The sequence below is a fragment of the Bacteroides sp. AM16-13 genome, from assembly GCF_003602705.1.
Lineage (GTDB): Bacteria > Bacteroidota > Bacteroidia > Bacteroidales > Bacteroidaceae > Bacteroides > Bacteroides xylanisolvens.
The window spans coordinates 65,937-82,977 of the sequence record NZ_QTLK01000023.1 but is presented as its reverse complement, the minus strand read 5'-3'; the positions used below and the strand labels follow the sequence as shown (position 1 = coordinate 82,977).

The window sequence follows — 17,041 nt, the reverse complement described above, 5'->3', positions numbered from 1 at the left end:
GAGTCAGTGTTTAAAAAGATAAGTTAATATTCAATCCGAAAGTACGTGCCGTAGGCAGTGAACCCGTTTCCACACCCGTTACCATCGAACTTCCGTTGAGGGCGGCAGATTCGGGGTCAAATAAAGGATAATCCGTGATGCAGAACAAGTTGCGTGCATAAAACGCTATCGATGCTTTGCTGAAAGGAGTTTTCTTCAGTGTGCTGCCCGGTAATTTATATTCCAGTCTCATTTCACGCAGTTTGAGGAAATCGGTGCTGAAAGTGTTCGTCTCCACGTTTGCCATCCGATAGAACTCTTTATAATAGCTTTCCACGGTTACCACTTTAGTGTTTTTCGAGAAGCTACCGTCGTCGTTTTTCACTACACCCGGGGCAATCATATACATTCCGTCCTGTGGTGAAAGTCCGGCGGTGGCAATGCGCGGATCATCTTTCGACATATAAAAATCCGTTCCCGGCAGACGTCCGTTCAGGGTATGTGCCAGTTTTCCCTGTTCCGTCATTTTGTGGTGAGAGTGCGAATACATTTTTCCTCCCACTTGTCCGTCGAGCAGGACGCTAAGAGTAAAGTTTTTGTAGGAAAATTCGTTATACAGTCCGGCTTTCCATTTCGGATAGGCTGTGGCTACGTATTCAATCTCTCCCGAACGTTCGGGCAGTCCGTTATCATTGATGACAACGTTTCCTTCCGGGTCGCGCACTAGTTTGTAGCCCCAGAGGTCGCCTGTCGTACCTCCCACGCGTCCGATGATGGAGACGTTGCCGATACTGCTGATTAACTGATTCTCGTCTGCTCCTTCCGCCAGCGAGATAATCTTGTTTTCGTTTTTAGACCAGGTAAAAGTGGCGTTCCAGCGGAAATCTCTGCTGACTACCGGGGTAACGTCCAATTGGATTTCATAACCACGGTTGCGGACACATCCCGAATTGATAGTCGCTTTGCTGTAACCTGTAGTCGGGTCCATCGGAGCATCCAGAATTTGGTTTTTGGTGCGGTTGTAATAGAATGTGAAATCGAGCCCGATGCGGTTTTGGAACATACGCAGGTCGAAACCGGCTTCGTAGTTGGTTGAAATTTCCGGTTTGAAGTCCTGATTGTACAGTGTGGAAGCAACGACAGCCGATCCGGGGAAATCGCTCGTGCCGTAGTAGGGCGATGTTTTGTAAGGGTCTGTGTCGTTACCCACCTGGGCGAAAGAACCTCTTACTTTCAACAAATTGATTGGTTCCGGCATTAGGAACAGTTCGTTCATCACTGCGCTGACACTGACCGACGGATAGAAGAAGGAACGGTTGCTCTTCGGTAGGGTAGACGACCAGTCGTTACGTCCGGTGACGTCGAGAAACAGTTTATCCTTATATGCGAAGTTGGCTGTGAAATAAAGACTGTTCAATGCTTTCTTTTTGATGACAGTCTGCACGTTCGGGTTGGAGACACCGTTTGCCAGTTTGTAGACTCCCGGGTAATCCAGTCCCACCACCGAGGCAGCGAGCATATCATAGCTCTGTTGCATCATGTTTCCTCCCGCCGAAGCATTGACGTGCAATCCGTTAGCGAAGGAATCATGGTACGTAAATAAAGCGTCGCTGTTTAATTCATAATCGAACACATTCTGTTTTTTGAAGAATCCGTTGCCAAATACCACATCGCTGATAGGACGGTGTTGTTCGCGCTGGTCGGTGGACAGTTGGATACCGGACCGGATCATGAAATCGAACTTGCTGTTGATACGCAGGTTGGCGGAAACGGAGGAAACGTTACTATGTTTCTCTGACGGATTTTCCGATTCGTATAGAATGACATACGGGTTTCCGATGAAGGAACTGTAAGGCTGGAGCTGTTTCACATTTTCCTGTCCGGTACGCCACATCGGGCGCAGCCAGTCGAGGTTGACATTCGGATTCTGGAAGATAAGGAAGTAAGAGATGGAGTTACTGTTATACCCCAGGGCAGGCGTATTGTTGAGCTTTCGGTAGGTATAGCTCGATTTAAAATTGATGCGCAACGCCCGTGAAATCTGTTGTTGGGCGGAAATCATGGCAGTGATGCGCTGGAAACCTGTATTGGGAAGAATCCATTCGTTTTTGGTGTGGGTGATGGAAGCCCGCACGCTGCCCCGGTCGGATTTTCCGGTCAGGGCTACGGAGTTGGTAATTGTGTAGCCCGTCTGGAACAAATCCTTGCGGTTGTTTTTATACGCTACCCAGGGAGTCGCTTCGGAGGCACGTCCCTGTGTCACCGGATCATATTGGTAGAATTTCCTGTTGGCATCGAAACGTGCCCCGTATGCGCTACTCGTTCCGCTGGTGCTTGCGTAGCTGCCGTCTTCCGCTTTTCCGTAGGAGTAGTATGGCTCGCCCTCATAGATGGACCCTGCCGGACCGATGTTACTCGGCAGTCCCTGTCCGAATTCATACTGATAATCCGGCCACCTCATCACATCGTCTATGCTGAAGTTACCGCTATAAGATACGCCGATACCTTTGGGTGCGCCGGCTCCCGATTTCGTAGTCACCATAATCACGCCGTTGGCTGCACGTGTACCGTACAGAGCCGTCGCGCTGGCTCCTTTCAGTACTTGTATGCTTTCGATATCATCCGGATTGATGTCGGAGAATCCGTTACCGTAGTCTACGGAAAGCTCACTGTTGGAACCTGCACCGTAGGCAACTCCCGGATTGGTCATCGGGCTGCTCATCGGTACACCGTCCACTACCACTAATGCATCGTTCCCGTTCTGATTCAGCGAGACATCTCCTCGCAAGGAGATGCGGCTCGAATTGAGCGGGCCACCGGAAGAGATAACGCTCAATCCGGCTACCTTACCGTTGAGTGCCGTCGACCAGTTGGAGGGCAGGGCGCTGGTAATTTTGTCTCCTTTCACGGTTTCCGTGGCGTATCCCAGTCCTTTTTCTTCACGTTTGATACCCAAGGCAGTCACTACCACATCATTCAGTTGTTGCGACTCTTCTGCCAGTTTTACGTTCATCGTGTTGCCCGTATAGTTCTTTTGTAGCGTTTTATATCCTACATAACTAAATAGGAGCAAATCTTTGGAATTTAATGTTTTCTTAGTTTTCAGAGAGTAGTTGCCGTCGATGTCGGTCACTGTACCGTCTGTTGAGTTTTTTACAGCGATGGTAGCCCCGATTAACGGTTCTCCGCTTTCACTCGTTATTTTTCCTTTCACTGTTGTCTGTGCGTATGCAGAGCCACAGCACAGGAGTCCAACTGCCAGAGAAAGCAGCCATTTGTTCCTTTTCATAATCTTTTTACCTTGCTTCTTTTAATTTATTAAATGCAATAAAGTCGTTAACACCAGTGTTTTTGTTTCACGGTGCAAAGGAAGACAAGGCAGATTAAGATAGTATTACAGATCTGTTAACAAATTGTGTTATATCGTAAACACTAATTAAAGAATCAGTTTGCACTCGTGACAAAGTGGTGGTATGACGGAAAAGGCAGGCAAATTTATCGGATAGTGCATCCGTAATGCTTCAATTATCATTATATTTGCCACTCTATTACCAAGGAAGGTCTCTTTGTTTTGGGGCAATCGGCTGAATGATGCTTGGATAGGAATAACCTATAGTGTTTTTTATCTAAAACGAAAAATAATAAATGGAAATTCAAAATAGTATATTTAACTACGCTACTTTGCTTAAACAAGTCAAAGCACGGGTGGCACTCGCACAAAAAAAAGCGATTTATTCCGCTAATGAAGAAATGCTTTTTATGTATTGGGATATCGGCAAACTTCTTTGTGAAAGCCAGAAGCAGATAGGATGGGGGAACAATGCACTTGAACAGCTTGCCAATGACTTGAAGAATGATTATCCGAAAGTGAAGGGCTTTTCCCCACGAAATTGCAGGTGTATGATTCAGTTTCATAAAGAATATAATCAAGAGCTTACAATTTGGCAACCAGTGGTTGCCAAATTAGAAATGTCAAATTGTGTTCTTCCGATAAAACAGTTAAGCTGGTCACACAACATCACTTTAATACAACGGGTAAAAGACCTGAAAGCCCGCTATTGGTACATGATTCAATGTTTGAAGAGTGGATGGAGTCGTAATTTCTTAATTGAAGCTATCAATCAGGACTACTACCATACTTACGGGGCATTGGCAAACAACTTCGATTCCACTCTCCCGGAAATACAAGCCAAGCAGGTAAAAGAAACCTTAAAAGACCCCTATATTTTTGATATGCTGACTTTCACTGACGAATATAACGAAAGAGATGTAGAGTTAGGGTTGGTTAAGCATATTGAAAAGTTCCTTCTCGAAATGTTATGCAAACCTTTACATAAAAGTTCGAACAAACCTTGCTGAATGCAGGTGTGGAAGTGAACGAGGCACTGGTACAGTATCAGACTGCCCGCGAGAAAGCCGACTACTACGACAAGCAGGTAGCCTCTTTGCAAACAGCCGCTAAGAGCACAAGCCTGTTGATGAAGCATGGCAACACCACTTATCTGGAAGTGCTGACGGCACAACAGACGTTGCTCAACGCGCAACTGTCACAAGTGGCGAACCGCTTTACCGAAATTCAGGGTGTGATTACGTTGTATCAGGCTTTGGGTGGCGACCGTATGTAGGGAGGTATGTTTAAAATGGATGGCATCCGTTACATTGACTAACATCTGGTACCTGATAATTTGAATGTTTGTGTATGAAGAGAAAGAGGTGGGCTACCCTGTGAAGGGGAACTCACCTCTTTTGTTTTAGCTGTCTATGTCATATAGGTTAAGAAGGGTTTCTTTAATTCTGTCTTTTTTTCTCTCTATATCAGAACACTCTTTTTTGTTTACCATCAGGTAAGAACTGATTTCTATAAATTCGTAATGTTCAAAACGTTCTTTACCAAATAATTGGGTAGCCATGTTTTTGTATAATCTGAACCTTTGATTGTTGGCTCTTCCTTCTATTTTGTTAGATTCTAAATCTAAACTTTGAGCACCATTTATCACAAATGAAGCTAGTGGGAATTTTTGTAAAATGAGAGGGACAATGCTGGCACAAGTCATAAATATACGTAGAGTTTCTGTATAGTTGTGCATTTTAGTCTTTGACAGATATCTTTTCTGTTTGAGTAGAATTTATAAATATATGCAAAATCAAAAGCGTCACCAACATTTGGTGACGCTTTTTGAATAAATATCATCTTATAAGGCCTTATATTATCCAGCATTACGGTACAAGTCTTATACTTGTATTTACAGGAATATTTGTTTCGTTTACACGATTCCCGTTTCCGACAATTTCTTTGAGAGACACAGTTTTATATTCGCTTATTGATTTCCATCCAAGTCTCTCACCTTTGCTCTTTTTGGTGTTGTTAGCAGCCAATAAAGCTTCTTTCTGTTTTTTTAAACTGTTTCCCATAATTAATGTCTCCTTTAGAGCTATGCCCCAAATATCTGTTTGGAACGTAATAATGTTATTACTCCGCAAAAATAACAAATATATTTGCAAGAGGGGGTGGCTGATTGTGGATTGATGAGTGCTTTTAACTTCTTTTGTCTAATTACTCTATAACTCTTCGATCATGCTTAAAGGTAAATCAGTACATTCGGCAATAGATTGGTTGTCTATCCCTTTGGCTTTCATATTCCGCGCTATTTGTAGTTGGGCTTTTTGGGCGCCTTCTTTTATCCCTTTCTCCATCCCTTCTTTCATCCCTTTTTGTTCAGCTGCATCCATTGTCACCAAATAATCGCGGTACACCTTGACGCTATTGTCGTATCGCTCCCTGTCTTCCGGAGACATGGAAGCCACATCAGCGATATCTTCCAATTTCTCGAAGACAGCTTTTCGTGCCTTCAACGGCAAGATAGGTCGATCTGAAATCTTATTTCCACTCATTCGGGCGTTCTATTACATATCCGTTTGGTAGCTGCACTTTTTGGGGCAATATATGTTTCTTGAATATATTAAAAGCGCCATCAAGTTTACGTGTGCCATCACTTAGGTTCGATAAATTAGATGAATATCTGTTAGGAGGAAAATATACATAGACCTTTTGTAACGGGTTAAATTCTCTTATCAGCTCTACAGGTGGTATTAAATCGCTGTCTGCTGATACAATGATAGCAATGTCACAGCGCTTTTTATAGGCGTCCGACAGAATCTTTGTAGCTATTCGTACATCTGTCTCTTTTTCTTCAAAAGAATGAATGATACCACCACAATAACGGCATTTAATCTCTTTTTTGAGGTATTTACCCAATATCAAGTTAAATTTAGGGTTGCATTTGTTTGCTTGAAATAGTTTATCTTGCCTATCGTGTTTGCCTGCATCTGTTGGACGAGCTGAAAAATAATTGACTTCTACCAATTCTTGATAGGGCTTTAGAAAACTATTAAAGAAGCTGACTAAATCCAGCCAATAACACATTTTCCATTTTTTGGACTTCAGCCCGTAATAGAAATTAAAACCGTCTACATAGACTATTACTTTCTTTTTGTCTTCCATAGCGTTATATATAAAAAAACCCATCTTTAATTGATGGGTCAGCCTTAGTATTTCTCAACTAAGGGGGGTAATTTGTACCACAAAGGTACAAATCTTTTTTAGAATAACAAATTGATAGGTTCTTTTTCTTCCTTTTTTATGATTTACTCTATTCTTTGGTTTCTCGAGTTACAAATACTGGCTCTACAAGTCGAGGCCTTTTCCTTGTATGATAAAGATGCGATAGTTCTTGGTTTTCTATCTTTCTTTGCCTGAATTTATGATATAAACGAATGATGATGGCATGTTTCGTTTTTATATTCAGACTTTTTCCCGGTTTATCTTCCCCTGATTAGCTTTTTCAGTGTCCCGTTGTATGTGTTCTCAAATTCCGTCGGATGATTGAGCGCCCAAAGAATGTAATCGCCCGGTTCGTTCTTTTTGAGTAGCGTAGGGCGGTATTGGGAACTAAGGATTTTCCATAAAATCCCGCCGGGACCTCCCAGTTCTTTACGTCGGGCAAGGGCGGCAATCGCTTTCACTGTCTGTTCGTTCCGAATACCGATTGTTTGCATATTTAGTAGAAGTATAGCTTCCGAACCCCCTCCCGTTTGCATCCCTTCCGAAATCGTTTTCGGAGCTGTTTCTAAGACTGTTCCCGGGGCTGTTCCCGAAGTTGTTTCAGAAACCGTCTCCGCAGTAGATTCCGTTTTTTCTCTTCCAATCGATTTATCCAAAGACAAACCCTCTACAACGACAGGCGAAGCCTGAAAAACGCTGTTTGACGGAACGGGCGGCATTATCCTCTCATTCTCTTTTTGGCATTTTCCTTGTCTCTCTGTCTCTTTGTCTTTTTTGATTTCAGATTTGATCTCATTTTCCATATCCATTTCCTGTTTACCTTTGATATCTGTATCCGTTTCCTCTTTTGTTTGTGGCATTGTTGTAGCAAAATCATGGGATTCTGTTACATCTTTAAAATCTTCCTTGATAAGCCAGAAATGTTCCAGAGGTAATTTGTATTTTCTCCGGCTGTCGGTGATGATTTTATGATATTGTTCCTGAATGGCCTGTGAGGTCAATACACCGTACTCCTTATATATAAGATCGTCGAACAGCCCCACCGCCAGGCAATCATCAATGATGGCCTGCATTTCCTCCTCCTCGCAACACGCTTCCTGGGCGATGTCGAAGAGCGTGTCTTTGTTCCACGAAATATAATAACCTTTCTCTTTATAAATGAGGCAAAGCAGTGAAGTGAGCGCAGCAATCCCTGCCGCATGGTGGCGACAGGAGATGCGGCGTACTTTTCTGTCTTGCAGAAAATTGACATCGAGGGGAAAATAATCTAATCCGGGTTTGGAAATGCGGGCCATGATGATAAATTACTGATTGTAAATAATTGATAATAAATAACTGATAATTATTGAATAAACTCCGCTTTTACATCGAAGCAGGGGCAGGATTTTATATACTCGTTCGGTGAGATAATACCGTCTCCATTAAGGTCGGGACTGGTGTCCCGATGTCCTATCACCTGTTGCAGAGAAGGGAAGACAAGGCGCAAATCTTCTACCAGCCGGACAAGTGCTTCACGCTGCGCTTCCGTTCGTGTGTCGGCAGGCCGACCGTTCTTGTCCAGTCCGCCAATGTAGCAGATACCGATAGACCGATGATTCCATCCCGTGCAATGTGCTCCGTCGAGGGCAACATCCCTTCCCGGTTCAACCGTGCCGTCGAGACGGACGACGAAGTGATAACCGATAGAACGGAAGCCGCGTTGACGATGCCAGCGGTCGATGTCGGCAGCGGTAAAATCCTGTCCCGCACGAGTGGCGGAACAATGGATGATGATGGTGTCTCTCATTGTGAAATCCTCCTTTCTTGTTTGCGTATAGTAGGGGAGGTGAATCCGAAGGCGGCAGCCTCCTCTGCAGACAGTTGACGGTAATATTGCTTTGTCACCGAGTGGTGCACCGGAGTGAAGGGAGCGTGAATCGGTGGTACAGCCGTATCCGTTATTGCCAATGAGTTTAAAAAGACAGGCAGTTGTGATAAAGCCGATGAATTGGCAAAGGGAACTTTCATGAAATCGTTTCCCCGATGTTGCCTTGCACGTAGGTTATGTAGCCATACACGATCCGGATGTTTCAGTTGCAGGATGAGCCAGTGTTGGTGTGACGGTTTCAGACGTTCCTCTCTGCCCATTTCTTTCATAGACGGATAGGCACGTAAAATGATTCCTTTCGCATCCGTTACGGCGCAGGGAGTTTTGCGGGAACCTGTTCCGGTGGGGCGTAATCCTGTGCGGATGGCGTGCATCGTGTTGGTGTATGCATCGCACCATTCAAGGTTTGACACGTGGTTGTTCATCGTGTTTCCGTCAAGGTGGTTTATTTGCGGCAGATGTTTCGGGTTCGGAATAAATGCTTTGGCAATTAAGCGGTGGACGTTGTAATCGGTACAAATTCCTTTATTCAGGAGTGATACCGTTTCATAACCGGTTCCGATGATTTTAGTGCAAAGAATTAACTTCGATTTGCCCTTGAAACTCAATACCCGCCCATGATCTGAAATCATATAGTCGGGGTTTTCTTCAATAAATCTCCAATTTTCCATACTTGATACTGATAAATGTTAATAAAATTATACTCTGTTAAAAAATAGTCGCTTCTCTGAATTTAGCAGGGAGAAACGGCGTTCCCTGCATCTGTTAAACGGCGCTTCCTAGTGTGGAAAAGCGGCGTTTCCTGTATGTGTTAAACGGCGTTTCTTGCTGTCTTCATCTTGCTCTGTAGGAGGTTCGAGCCGTTCGGCACAGTGAATGAGAAATTCTAATTCTTCCCGGCAACCTTGAATCGCTTCTTGCAGGGAGTCTACATTATACTGTCTGCAAAGAGCTTCCCACTCTTTTCGTTCTTGCTGATTCATTCCTTTTTCTTGTAGGTTCATTCCACTTCGATATCCAGAAAATTTTCAGCATGAAAGGTGCGCCAGCCTTTGGCATCGATGTCGTAATAGACGACAAATGTGTTCTCCGGTTTTGGTGTGTACGGGCGGCGGAAACTATGTTCGTAGCCGATGAGTGTGCCGGTGGCACGACGGATGGTTCCATCCTGCTTGGTATATCGGAAACAGACGTTTCCGTGATGCATTTGTCGGATAAGCTTTCCTATCCGGTGAGCCGTGACGAGTGCATCGTGTCGGCTCATGCCATTACTTTGCCGGATGACAGCGGCCTGCTTCATAAGCCGTATCCGTTGAAGTGAATGATTCTTTTTGATTTCAGTCATTTTTTTTATTCGGTTTATTTTTGATTACGGTGGCAAAGGTAGAAGATGAGTTGCGTAAAGGTTGTCCAAGCTTGACGCATAAAAAAAGAATGGATACGAATGTGTCATGCTTGAATGAGTCGATGCATTAAAAGATTCGACCTGTTTTTTTTGATTATGTCAGTTGGGTAGAAAATGGGTACCTCCAAATCTATCCATATTTAAATTTATTCATGGAATAAGAACGAATGTGTCATGCTTGAACACAAATGTTAAAAGAAATATCGGACTTTTGTGGAATAATATAAAAATAAATTATGAAAAAGGAAAGCAAGAAATTTAAAGTAAAAAGTAGAGATAAACAGAGTAAAACAACCGGTGTCCGTCATAGTGACGACGATGTGAAGAAAGCGGTGGTGGATCGTATTTTTAAGATAGAACAGTTGAATAATATTCCTGAAAGATATGTGGCGAACCATTCGAATTGTTCGCGCTCTTCAATAGGACGTATGTGTAAATGTAAATTTGACGGTCAGAGTCCTATCCCCGATTGGACAACTATTCATAATTATTCTGCTTGTATCATTGGAAAGTCTGAATTTATTCCCGGATTTCCCGAAGTGTTGTGTCATGTTTTAAATCTAATTGTTGACGATTCGGCAGATATAGACTGCACGGTGGATAATGACTGCCATATAGACATTGAAATTCGATTTCATACCTCCAAAAAACTGGTTAAGGATCCTATGGAAAAGGAAGGAGATAGGGAGAAAGAGGAACAATAAAAAGTAGAATTAAAGACGAAAATAGAAGGAATGGACTAATGATTACCAAGTTCTTGATGAACTTGGTACATTACTAATCACGAACTTTCCATCAAGGTCAGTGGTAGTTCCGATAGATGTACCTTTAATTACAACAGATGCCCCTATGACAGGTTGATTGTCTTCCTCGGAGAAGACAACGCCTGTTACCTTTTTAGAGGTTTGGGCAATTGTCAGGCTAATGCTTGCTAATAAGCAAGTTAATAACAGCGTTAGTTTTCTTTTCATATAGTTTTTATATAGTAGAATAGTCTGTTTTGTTATTTAATTATTTGCAAAAGTAAGCACATTTTTAGAAAAACAAAGAGAAATATGAAAAAAAATGCGAAATTGAACTGTATAGACAAAATACTGTTGATAAAAAAGAAATGCAGATGAAACGAGTGTGTAAAAGTGAATTTCTATGCCTTTGTGATGGCTGATAATTCAAAAGAAGTTTCTTTTTGATATTTAAATGTGATAAAATAGCCTGATAAGATGTTTAATAACACATGAAAAATCATTAATTAGCATCTATCGGTAGAAAAAGGATAGTTTTCGGGAAGATTATGAATTTCGTGACCGTTATCTTTTATATTGTCACTTGGAGTTCAGGATAAAAGCTATTTGGGAACTGGAAAGGTCATTATATAAAAGATATTTTCTACCTCTTCAGTAAACCGGTAAAAGACGAAAAAAGTAGATTAAAGGCAAAAAAAGAAGATTATTTTTATCTTATAGTTCCGCATTTGTTTGCTTGTATTCTCTTTAGGTATCTTCTTTTTTATGTTTATTAAAGACTTTATATTTAGATATTTGCGGAGGAATGGGCTATGAAACGTATAAGTTCATCAAGAACTTTGCGAATCACCTATGTCGGCATGAAGCCGCAGGATGTTCCTATTAAGTCGGGGACAATCAAGGTGATGATGAAATCCGACTCCGAAGTATTGCAGGAAGTAGTGGTGACCGGTATGCAAAAGATGGACAAACGCCTGTTTACGGGAGCCACCAAACAATTGGATGCCGATAATGTGAAACTGGACGGTCTGCCCGACATCAGTCGCGGCTTGGAAGGTCGTGCGGCAGGAGTTTCCGTTCAGAACGTTTCGGGTACTTTCGGTACCGCTCCTAAGATTCGTGTGCGCGGTGCTACTTCCATTTACGGAAGTTCCAAGCCCCTTTGGGTAGTAGACGGAGTGATTCTTGAAGATGCCATCGACGTAGGTCCCGACGATCTTTCCTCCGGTGATGCGGAGACATTAATCAGTTCCGCCATAGCCGGGTTGAATTCCGACGACATCGAGAGCTTTCAGATATTGAAAGACGGATCGGCAACTTCCATTTATGGTGCACGTGCGATGGCGGGCGTGATTGTGGTCACCACTAAAAAAGGCCGTGCCGGAGTCAGCAAAATCAGTTATACCGGTGAGTTTACCACCCGTGCCATACCTAGTTACAAAGAATTCAATATCATGAATTCGCAGGAACAGATGGGTATCTATAAAGAGATGGAGCAGAAAGGCTGGCTGAACAGTGCCGACCTTTTCCGTACCAAAGACACGGGAGTGTACGGTCGTATGTATCGTCTCATCGACGAGTATAATAACAGCAACGGCCAGCGCGGACTTCTCAACACCCCCGAATCCCGCAATGCTTATCTCCGTGAAGCGGAAATGCGTAACACCGACTGGTTCGACGTGCTTTTCACCAATGCCATTTCGCAGAATCATTCCGTCAGCATCACCGCCGGAACGGAAAAATCATCCTTCTATGCCTCGTTGAGTGCCATGCTCGATCCGGGCTGGTACAAGCAGAGCAAAGTGAAGCGTTACACAGCCAACGTAAACACCACCTATAATCTTTATAAAAACCTGTCGATCAACCTGATTTCTAACGCTTCCTACCGTCAGCAAAACGCACCGGGAACGATGAGCTCCAGCCTCGACATCGCTTCCGGAAAGATGTCACGCGGATTCGACATCAACCCTTATTCTTACGCACTCAACACGAGCCGTACGCTCGACCCGTCTGCGGATTATATCAGCAACTACGCTCCATTCAACATTCTTCACGAATTGGATAATAACTACATCGAAATCAATATGGTAGATGTGAAATTTCAAGGCGAGCTGAAATGGAAAGTGATTCAAGGACTTGAATTGAGTGCCCTCGGAGCGGTGAGATACCAGACCTCGTCGCAGGAACACAACGTGCTCGACGATGCCAACCAAGCCGTTGCCTACCGTACCGGTATGGACGATGCCACCATCCGCGAACAAAACGGATTGCTTTATAAAGACCCCGACAATCCATACGCCCTGCCTATCACCCTGTTGCCCGAGGGGGGAATCTACCAGCGCCAGGACCGCCGTATGTTGGGGCTCGATTTCCGCGGAACCCTCTCATGGAATCACCTTTTTGCCGAAAAACACATCACTAACTTCTTTGCCGGTATGGAAGTGAACAGTCTTAAAAAGGCATATTCTTCCTTTCAGGGCTGGGGAATGCAATATTCGATGGGGGAAATTCCTTCCTACGTCTATCAGTTTTTCAAGAACGGAATAGAGTCCGGTTCGCGTTATTACAGTCTGGGGCACTCCGAAACCCGTAGCATTGCGAGCTTTCTCAACGCCACCTATTCTTATGACGGGCGTTACACGCTCAACGGAACGTTTCGTTACGAAGGAACCAACCGCATGGGGCGCAGCCGTTCGTCACGCTGGCTGCCCACGTGGAACTTGTCCGGTGCATGGAACGTGCATGAGGAAGCTTTTTTCAAAGCGCTCCAACCCACTCTCTCCAACCTGACTCTGAAAGCTTCTTACTCTCTTACCGCCGATCGCGGTCCGGCGGAAGTAACCAATTCGCAAGCCATCATCCGCAGTTTCTCTCCCTATCGTCCTTTTACCGATATTCAGGAAACGGGACTTTACATCGAGGACATCGAGAACAGCGAACTCACCTACGAGAAAAAGCATGAACTGAACATCGGCATCGACCTCGGTCTGCTCGAAAACCGGATCAACTTCTCTGCCGACTGGTATCAGCGTAACAACTACGATCTGATCGGTGTCGTTCCCACGCAGGGAGTAGGCGGTTTCATCAACAAATATGCCAACGTAGCCACGATGAAATCCCACGGTGTGGAGTTCACCCTTTCCACCCGCAACATTCGCACGAAAGATTTTTCGTGGAATACGGACTTTATCTTCTCCTACGCCAAAAATGAAGTGACCCAACTGAAAGGACTCACCAGCATGATGGAACTGGTATCCGGCAACGGTTTCGCCCGTGAAGGCTATCCCGTGCGCGGACTGTTTTCCATCCCTTTTGCAGGGCTCGACGCGGACGGTATTCCACAGTATCTGATTGACGGAAAACTGACCACTACCGGTGTCAACTTTCAGGAACGGGAGAAACTTGATTATCTGAAATATGAAGGTCCTACCGACCCTACTGTCACAGGAAGTTTCGGTAACGTATTCACTTACAAAGGCTTCAAACTGAATGTCTTTATGACCTATTCTTTCGGCAACGTAGTTCGACTGGACCCTGTGTTCAACTATAAATACTCCGACCTCACCGCCATGCCGCGTGAGTTTAAGAATCGTTGGACGGTTTCCGGCGATGAGGCGAAAACCAATATACCAGTGATTATAAGCGACCCGCAATATCAGGCGAATACCTCGCTCTATCTTGCTTACAATGCTTACAACTACTCTACGGAGCGTATTGCCAAAGGCGATTTCATCCGTATGAAGGAAATATCACTGATGTATGAGTTCCCGAAAAGCTGGATTGCTCCTGCCAAAATCTCCAACTTGTCGCTCAAGTTGCAGGCCACCAACCTCTTCCTGATTTATGCCGACAAGAAACTAAACGGGCAGGACCCGGAATTTGTGAATACCGGCGGTGTAGCATCGCCCGTACCCCGCCAGTTCACCCTCACCCTGCGCCTGGGACTATAAGTAAAGAATCAGAGAATCAACCTAAAAAATATACGAGAGATGAAGAAAAAAAACAATCATATACTCCCTGCACTGGTACTGACCGCAAGTTTAGGTCTGACCACCGTCTCCTGCAACGGCTTTCTGGACGAAATGCCGGACAACCGTACGGAGTTGAACACCGACCAGAAAATAGCCAAACTGCTTGTATCGGCGTATGCCGACGCGTCGCCCAACGAACTATTCGAGCTTTACAGCGATAACTCCGATGACAGTGGCCCTACCTACGGTTACTACAAGCTTTCCGAACAAGAGTGCTACCACTGGCAAGATACCAAGGAAGAATATCAGGACACGCCCAATTCTCTTTGGGGAAGTTACTACAGCGCAATAGCCGCCGCCAATATGGCGCTCGATGCCATCGAAGAAAAAGGAAATCCGGCGTCACTCGACCCGCAGAGAGGTGAAGCGCTCGTGTGCCGTGCCTACTGCCATTTCATGTTGGCGAATATCTTCTGCAACGCCTACGACACTCATGCCTCCCAATCTTTAGGAGTGCCATATATGGAAGAGGTGGAAACCACCGTATCTCCCCGTTACGAGCGGGGCACGTTGGAAGAAGTGTACCGAAAAGTGGAGCGTGACCTCCTCGAAGGGATCGACTTGATTTCGGACGACAGCTACTCCGTACCCAAATATCACTTCACCCGTAAAGCCGCTTATGCCTTTGCCGCCCGTTTCTACCTTTATTATATGAAACCCGATTTCTCCAATTGCGACCGTGTGATTGATTTTGCCACCCGTGTATTGGGGACTAACCCCGATGATCTGCTGCGCAACTGGGAAGCGTTGGGCAATCTTTCCGTGAACGGAAATGTGCAGGCGGATGCCTATATCGCCTCTTCCAATGAAGCCAACCTGTTGATAAGCAGTACCATTTCCAACTGGGGAGCAATCGGGAGTGACTATCTGATAGGTCCGCGTTACTTCCATAACCAGACGCTCGCCACCAGCGAAACCTGTCTGTCGTCAGGGTTGTGGGGCAGTTCGGATTATTTCTATCTGAAACCTTTCTCCACCAACGGGTTTGTTGCCAGTATTCTGCGTAAGAGCGGACTTTATGAGGGCTCATACCTTTATTATATGCCTGTACTGTTTTCTACGGATGAAACCTTGCTCTGTCGTGCCGAAGCATACGCGCTGAAGAAAATGTACTCCCAGTCGGCAGCCGACATCACGAGTTGGCAACGTGCCTACACCCGCAACAAATCGGTGCTGACACCCGAACAGATCAACACCTATTATAATAAGATGAATTTTTATACCCCCTTCACCCAACAGACACCGAAAAAGCAACTGGCTCCCGACTTTACGATTGAAGAGGGAATGCAGGAAAATTTCATCCATTGCATCCTGCATATCCGTCGTATCACCACCTTGCACGAAGGGATGCGCTGGCCCGACATCAAGCGATATGGCATCCTGATTTATCGCCGTGACATGGCCAACCAGCGTGTCACCGACGAAATGCCTCCGAACGATTTGCGTTACGCGATCCAAATTCCGCGGAGTGTGATCGTGGCGGGAATACAACCCAACCCGAGAAGAAATTAACAAAGAAAAAAAGTGGAAGTTATGAAAAAACAGCTCATTTATTCTTTGCTTGCCCTTACCGCAGTCTGCCTGGGGGCTTGCAACAATGACGACGAAATAGACACCGCGCACAGCATTTTCTCCACCGAGCCGGTGGAGAGGAACGCTTTCGACGATTGGTTGCTCGACAACTACACATATCCCTACAACATCGATTTCATGTATCGCATGAAGGACATCGAGAGCGACCATAAATACAACCTTGTGCCTGCCGACTATGATAAAGCGGTGGCACTATCCAAAATCATCAAGCACGTCTGGATGGACGCTTATGTAGAACTGGCGGGAATCGATTTTCTCCGCGTATACGTGCCTAAAACCTTTCATCTCATCGGATCGCCTGCTTACGAAAGTAGCGGGAATATGGTACTCGGCACGGCAGAAGGCGGAAAGAAAATCACGCTTTACAACGTGAACGACCTCAACGTGAAGAAAATCAATATCGAAAAACTGAACGACTATTACTTTGAAACGATGCACCATGAGTTCGCTCATATCCTGCACCAGAAACGAAACTTCGACCCTTCTTTCAACCGGATCTCGGAGGGGAAATATGTGGGAGCCGACTGGTACTACTACATGACTGCAGAGGGAGCCATGCCCCGTACAAACGATATAGCGTGGCCCGACGGCTTCGTGACCGCCTATGCCATGAATCAGGCGAACGAGGATTTCGTGGAAAACATAGCCATGTACGTCACCCACACGCAGACCTACTGGGATAACATGCTGAAGGCAGCCGGAGAAACGGGCGCAGCTACTATCAATAAAAAGTTTACGATTGTTTACAACTATATGCGCGACACTTGGGGAATCGACTTGAACGAACTGCGTAAAATCGTGCTGCGTCGTCAGCAAGAGATTACCGAAATTGATTTAAGTACGATTCAATGAGTATGAATT

General features: G+C 44.9%; 14 protein-coding genes and 3 pseudogenes. 6 read left to right on the top strand and 11 right to left on the bottom strand.

Features of this window, described 5'->3' with window-relative positions; genetic code table 11:
- Positions 1-10: 10 nt before the first annotated feature.
- Entirely contained in the window at positions 11-3,268 is a 3,258-nt protein-coding gene (locus DW173_RS17840) for a SusC/RagA family TonB-linked outer membrane protein (protein WP_120144901.1), read from the bottom strand.
- Between the two features lie 356 nt (positions 3,269-3,624).
- Between DW173_RS17840 and DW173_RS17835 the strand changes: the two are divergent.
- Both DW173_RS17835 and DW173_RS17830 read left to right on the top strand, forming a co-directional pair.
- Positions 3,625-4,296 (top strand): annotated as a pseudogene (locus tag DW173_RS17835) (PDDEXK nuclease domain-containing protein); the annotation flags it as partial.
- A 23-nt stretch (positions 4,297-4,319) separates the two neighbouring features.
- Positions 4,320-4,604: pseudogene (locus DW173_RS17830) on the top strand (TolC family protein); the annotation flags it as partial.
- A 126-nt stretch (positions 4,605-4,730) separates the two neighbouring features.
- Here DW173_RS17830 and DW173_RS24205 read toward each other — a convergent pair.
- From DW173_RS24205 to DW173_RS17785, 9 genes and pseudogenes are all read right to left on the bottom strand, one after another.
- Positions 4,731-5,033, bottom strand: coding sequence for a hypothetical protein (locus DW173_RS24205; RefSeq protein WP_225449910.1), 303 nt, complete (start codon positions 5,031-5,033; stop codon positions 4,731-4,733).
- A 163-nt stretch (positions 5,034-5,196) separates the two neighbouring features.
- Positions 5,197-5,391 carry a hypothetical protein gene (locus DW173_RS17820; protein ID WP_118407727.1) on the bottom strand — a complete coding sequence of 65 codons (195 nt, stop codon included), beginning with the start codon at positions 5,389-5,391 and terminating at the stop codon, positions 5,197-5,199.
- Between the two features lie 147 nt (positions 5,392-5,538).
- A pseudogene (locus tag DW173_RS17815) lies at positions 5,539-5,838 on the bottom strand (hypothetical protein); the annotation flags it as partial.
- Between the two features lie 19 nt (positions 5,839-5,857).
- The gene (locus tag DW173_RS17810; RefSeq protein WP_117684065.1) at positions 5,858-6,481 is read right to left on the bottom strand and encodes an NYN domain-containing protein; all 624 of its coding nucleotides are present in this window, start codon (positions 6,479-6,481) and stop codon (positions 5,858-5,860) included.
- 317 nt (positions 6,482-6,798) lie between these two features.
- Positions 6,799-7,836, bottom strand: a complete 1,038-nt coding sequence (locus DW173_RS17805; protein WP_120144899.1) for a DUF4373 domain-containing protein — start codon at positions 7,834-7,836, stop codon at positions 6,799-6,801.
- Positions 7,837-7,883: 47 nt separating this feature from the next.
- Complete coding sequence (locus DW173_RS17800) at positions 7,884-8,327, bottom strand: N-acetylmuramoyl-L-alanine amidase (protein ID WP_004314038.1); 444 nt, start codon at positions 8,325-8,327, stop codon at positions 7,884-7,886.
- On the bottom strand, positions 8,324-9,079 hold the full coding sequence (locus tag DW173_RS17795) for an HNH endonuclease (protein WP_117684042.1): 756 nt from the start codon (positions 9,077-9,079) through the stop codon (positions 8,324-8,326). Before DW173_RS17795 ends, DW173_RS17800 begins: the two co-directional genes overlap by 4 nt.
- Before the next feature lie 108 nt (positions 9,080-9,187).
- A complete protein-coding gene (locus DW173_RS17790) occupies positions 9,188-9,391 on the bottom strand; it encodes a hypothetical protein (protein ID WP_233562206.1) in 204 nt (67 codons plus the stop codon).
- Between the two features lie 17 nt (positions 9,392-9,408).
- On the bottom strand, positions 9,409-9,753 hold the full coding sequence (locus tag DW173_RS17785) for an SH3 beta-barrel fold-containing protein (protein WP_008770759.1): 345 nt from the start codon (positions 9,751-9,753) through the stop codon (positions 9,409-9,411).
- A 296-nt stretch (positions 9,754-10,049) separates the two neighbouring features.
- Between DW173_RS17785 and DW173_RS17780 the strand changes: the two genes are divergently transcribed.
- Complete coding sequence (locus DW173_RS17780) at positions 10,050-10,517, top strand: hypothetical protein (protein ID WP_008770760.1); 468 nt, start codon at positions 10,050-10,052, stop codon at positions 10,515-10,517.
- A 42-nt stretch (positions 10,518-10,559) separates the two neighbouring features.
- On the opposite strand, the gene DW173_RS17775 is transcribed toward DW173_RS17780, so the two are convergent.
- The gene (locus tag DW173_RS17775) at positions 10,560-10,784 is read right to left on the bottom strand and encodes a carboxypeptidase-like regulatory domain-containing protein (protein WP_004314034.1); all 225 of its coding nucleotides are present in this window, start codon (positions 10,782-10,784) and stop codon (positions 10,560-10,562) included.
- Between the two features lie 584 nt (positions 10,785-11,368).
- Here DW173_RS17775 and DW173_RS17770 point away from each other — a divergent pair.
- From DW173_RS17770 to DW173_RS17760, 3 genes are read left to right on the top strand one after another with little or no spacing between them, the layout of a single operon-like run.
- Positions 11,369-14,506 carry a SusC/RagA family TonB-linked outer membrane protein gene (locus DW173_RS17770; RefSeq protein WP_120144898.1) on the top strand — a complete coding sequence of 1,046 codons (3,138 nt, stop codon included), beginning with the start codon at positions 11,369-11,371 and terminating at the stop codon, positions 14,504-14,506.
- A gap of 39 nt (positions 14,507-14,545) precedes the next feature.
- Positions 14,546-16,099 (top strand): RagB/SusD family nutrient uptake outer membrane protein, encoded by a 1,554-nt coding sequence (locus tag DW173_RS17765; protein ID WP_120144897.1) that lies wholly within the window; start codon positions 14,546-14,548, stop codon positions 16,097-16,099.
- Between the two features lie 21 nt (positions 16,100-16,120).
- On the top strand, positions 16,121-17,032 hold the full coding sequence (locus tag DW173_RS17760; protein ID WP_120144896.1) for a putative zinc-binding metallopeptidase: 912 nt from the start codon (positions 16,121-16,123) through the stop codon (positions 17,030-17,032).
- Positions 17,033-17,041 lie beyond the last annotated feature (9 nt).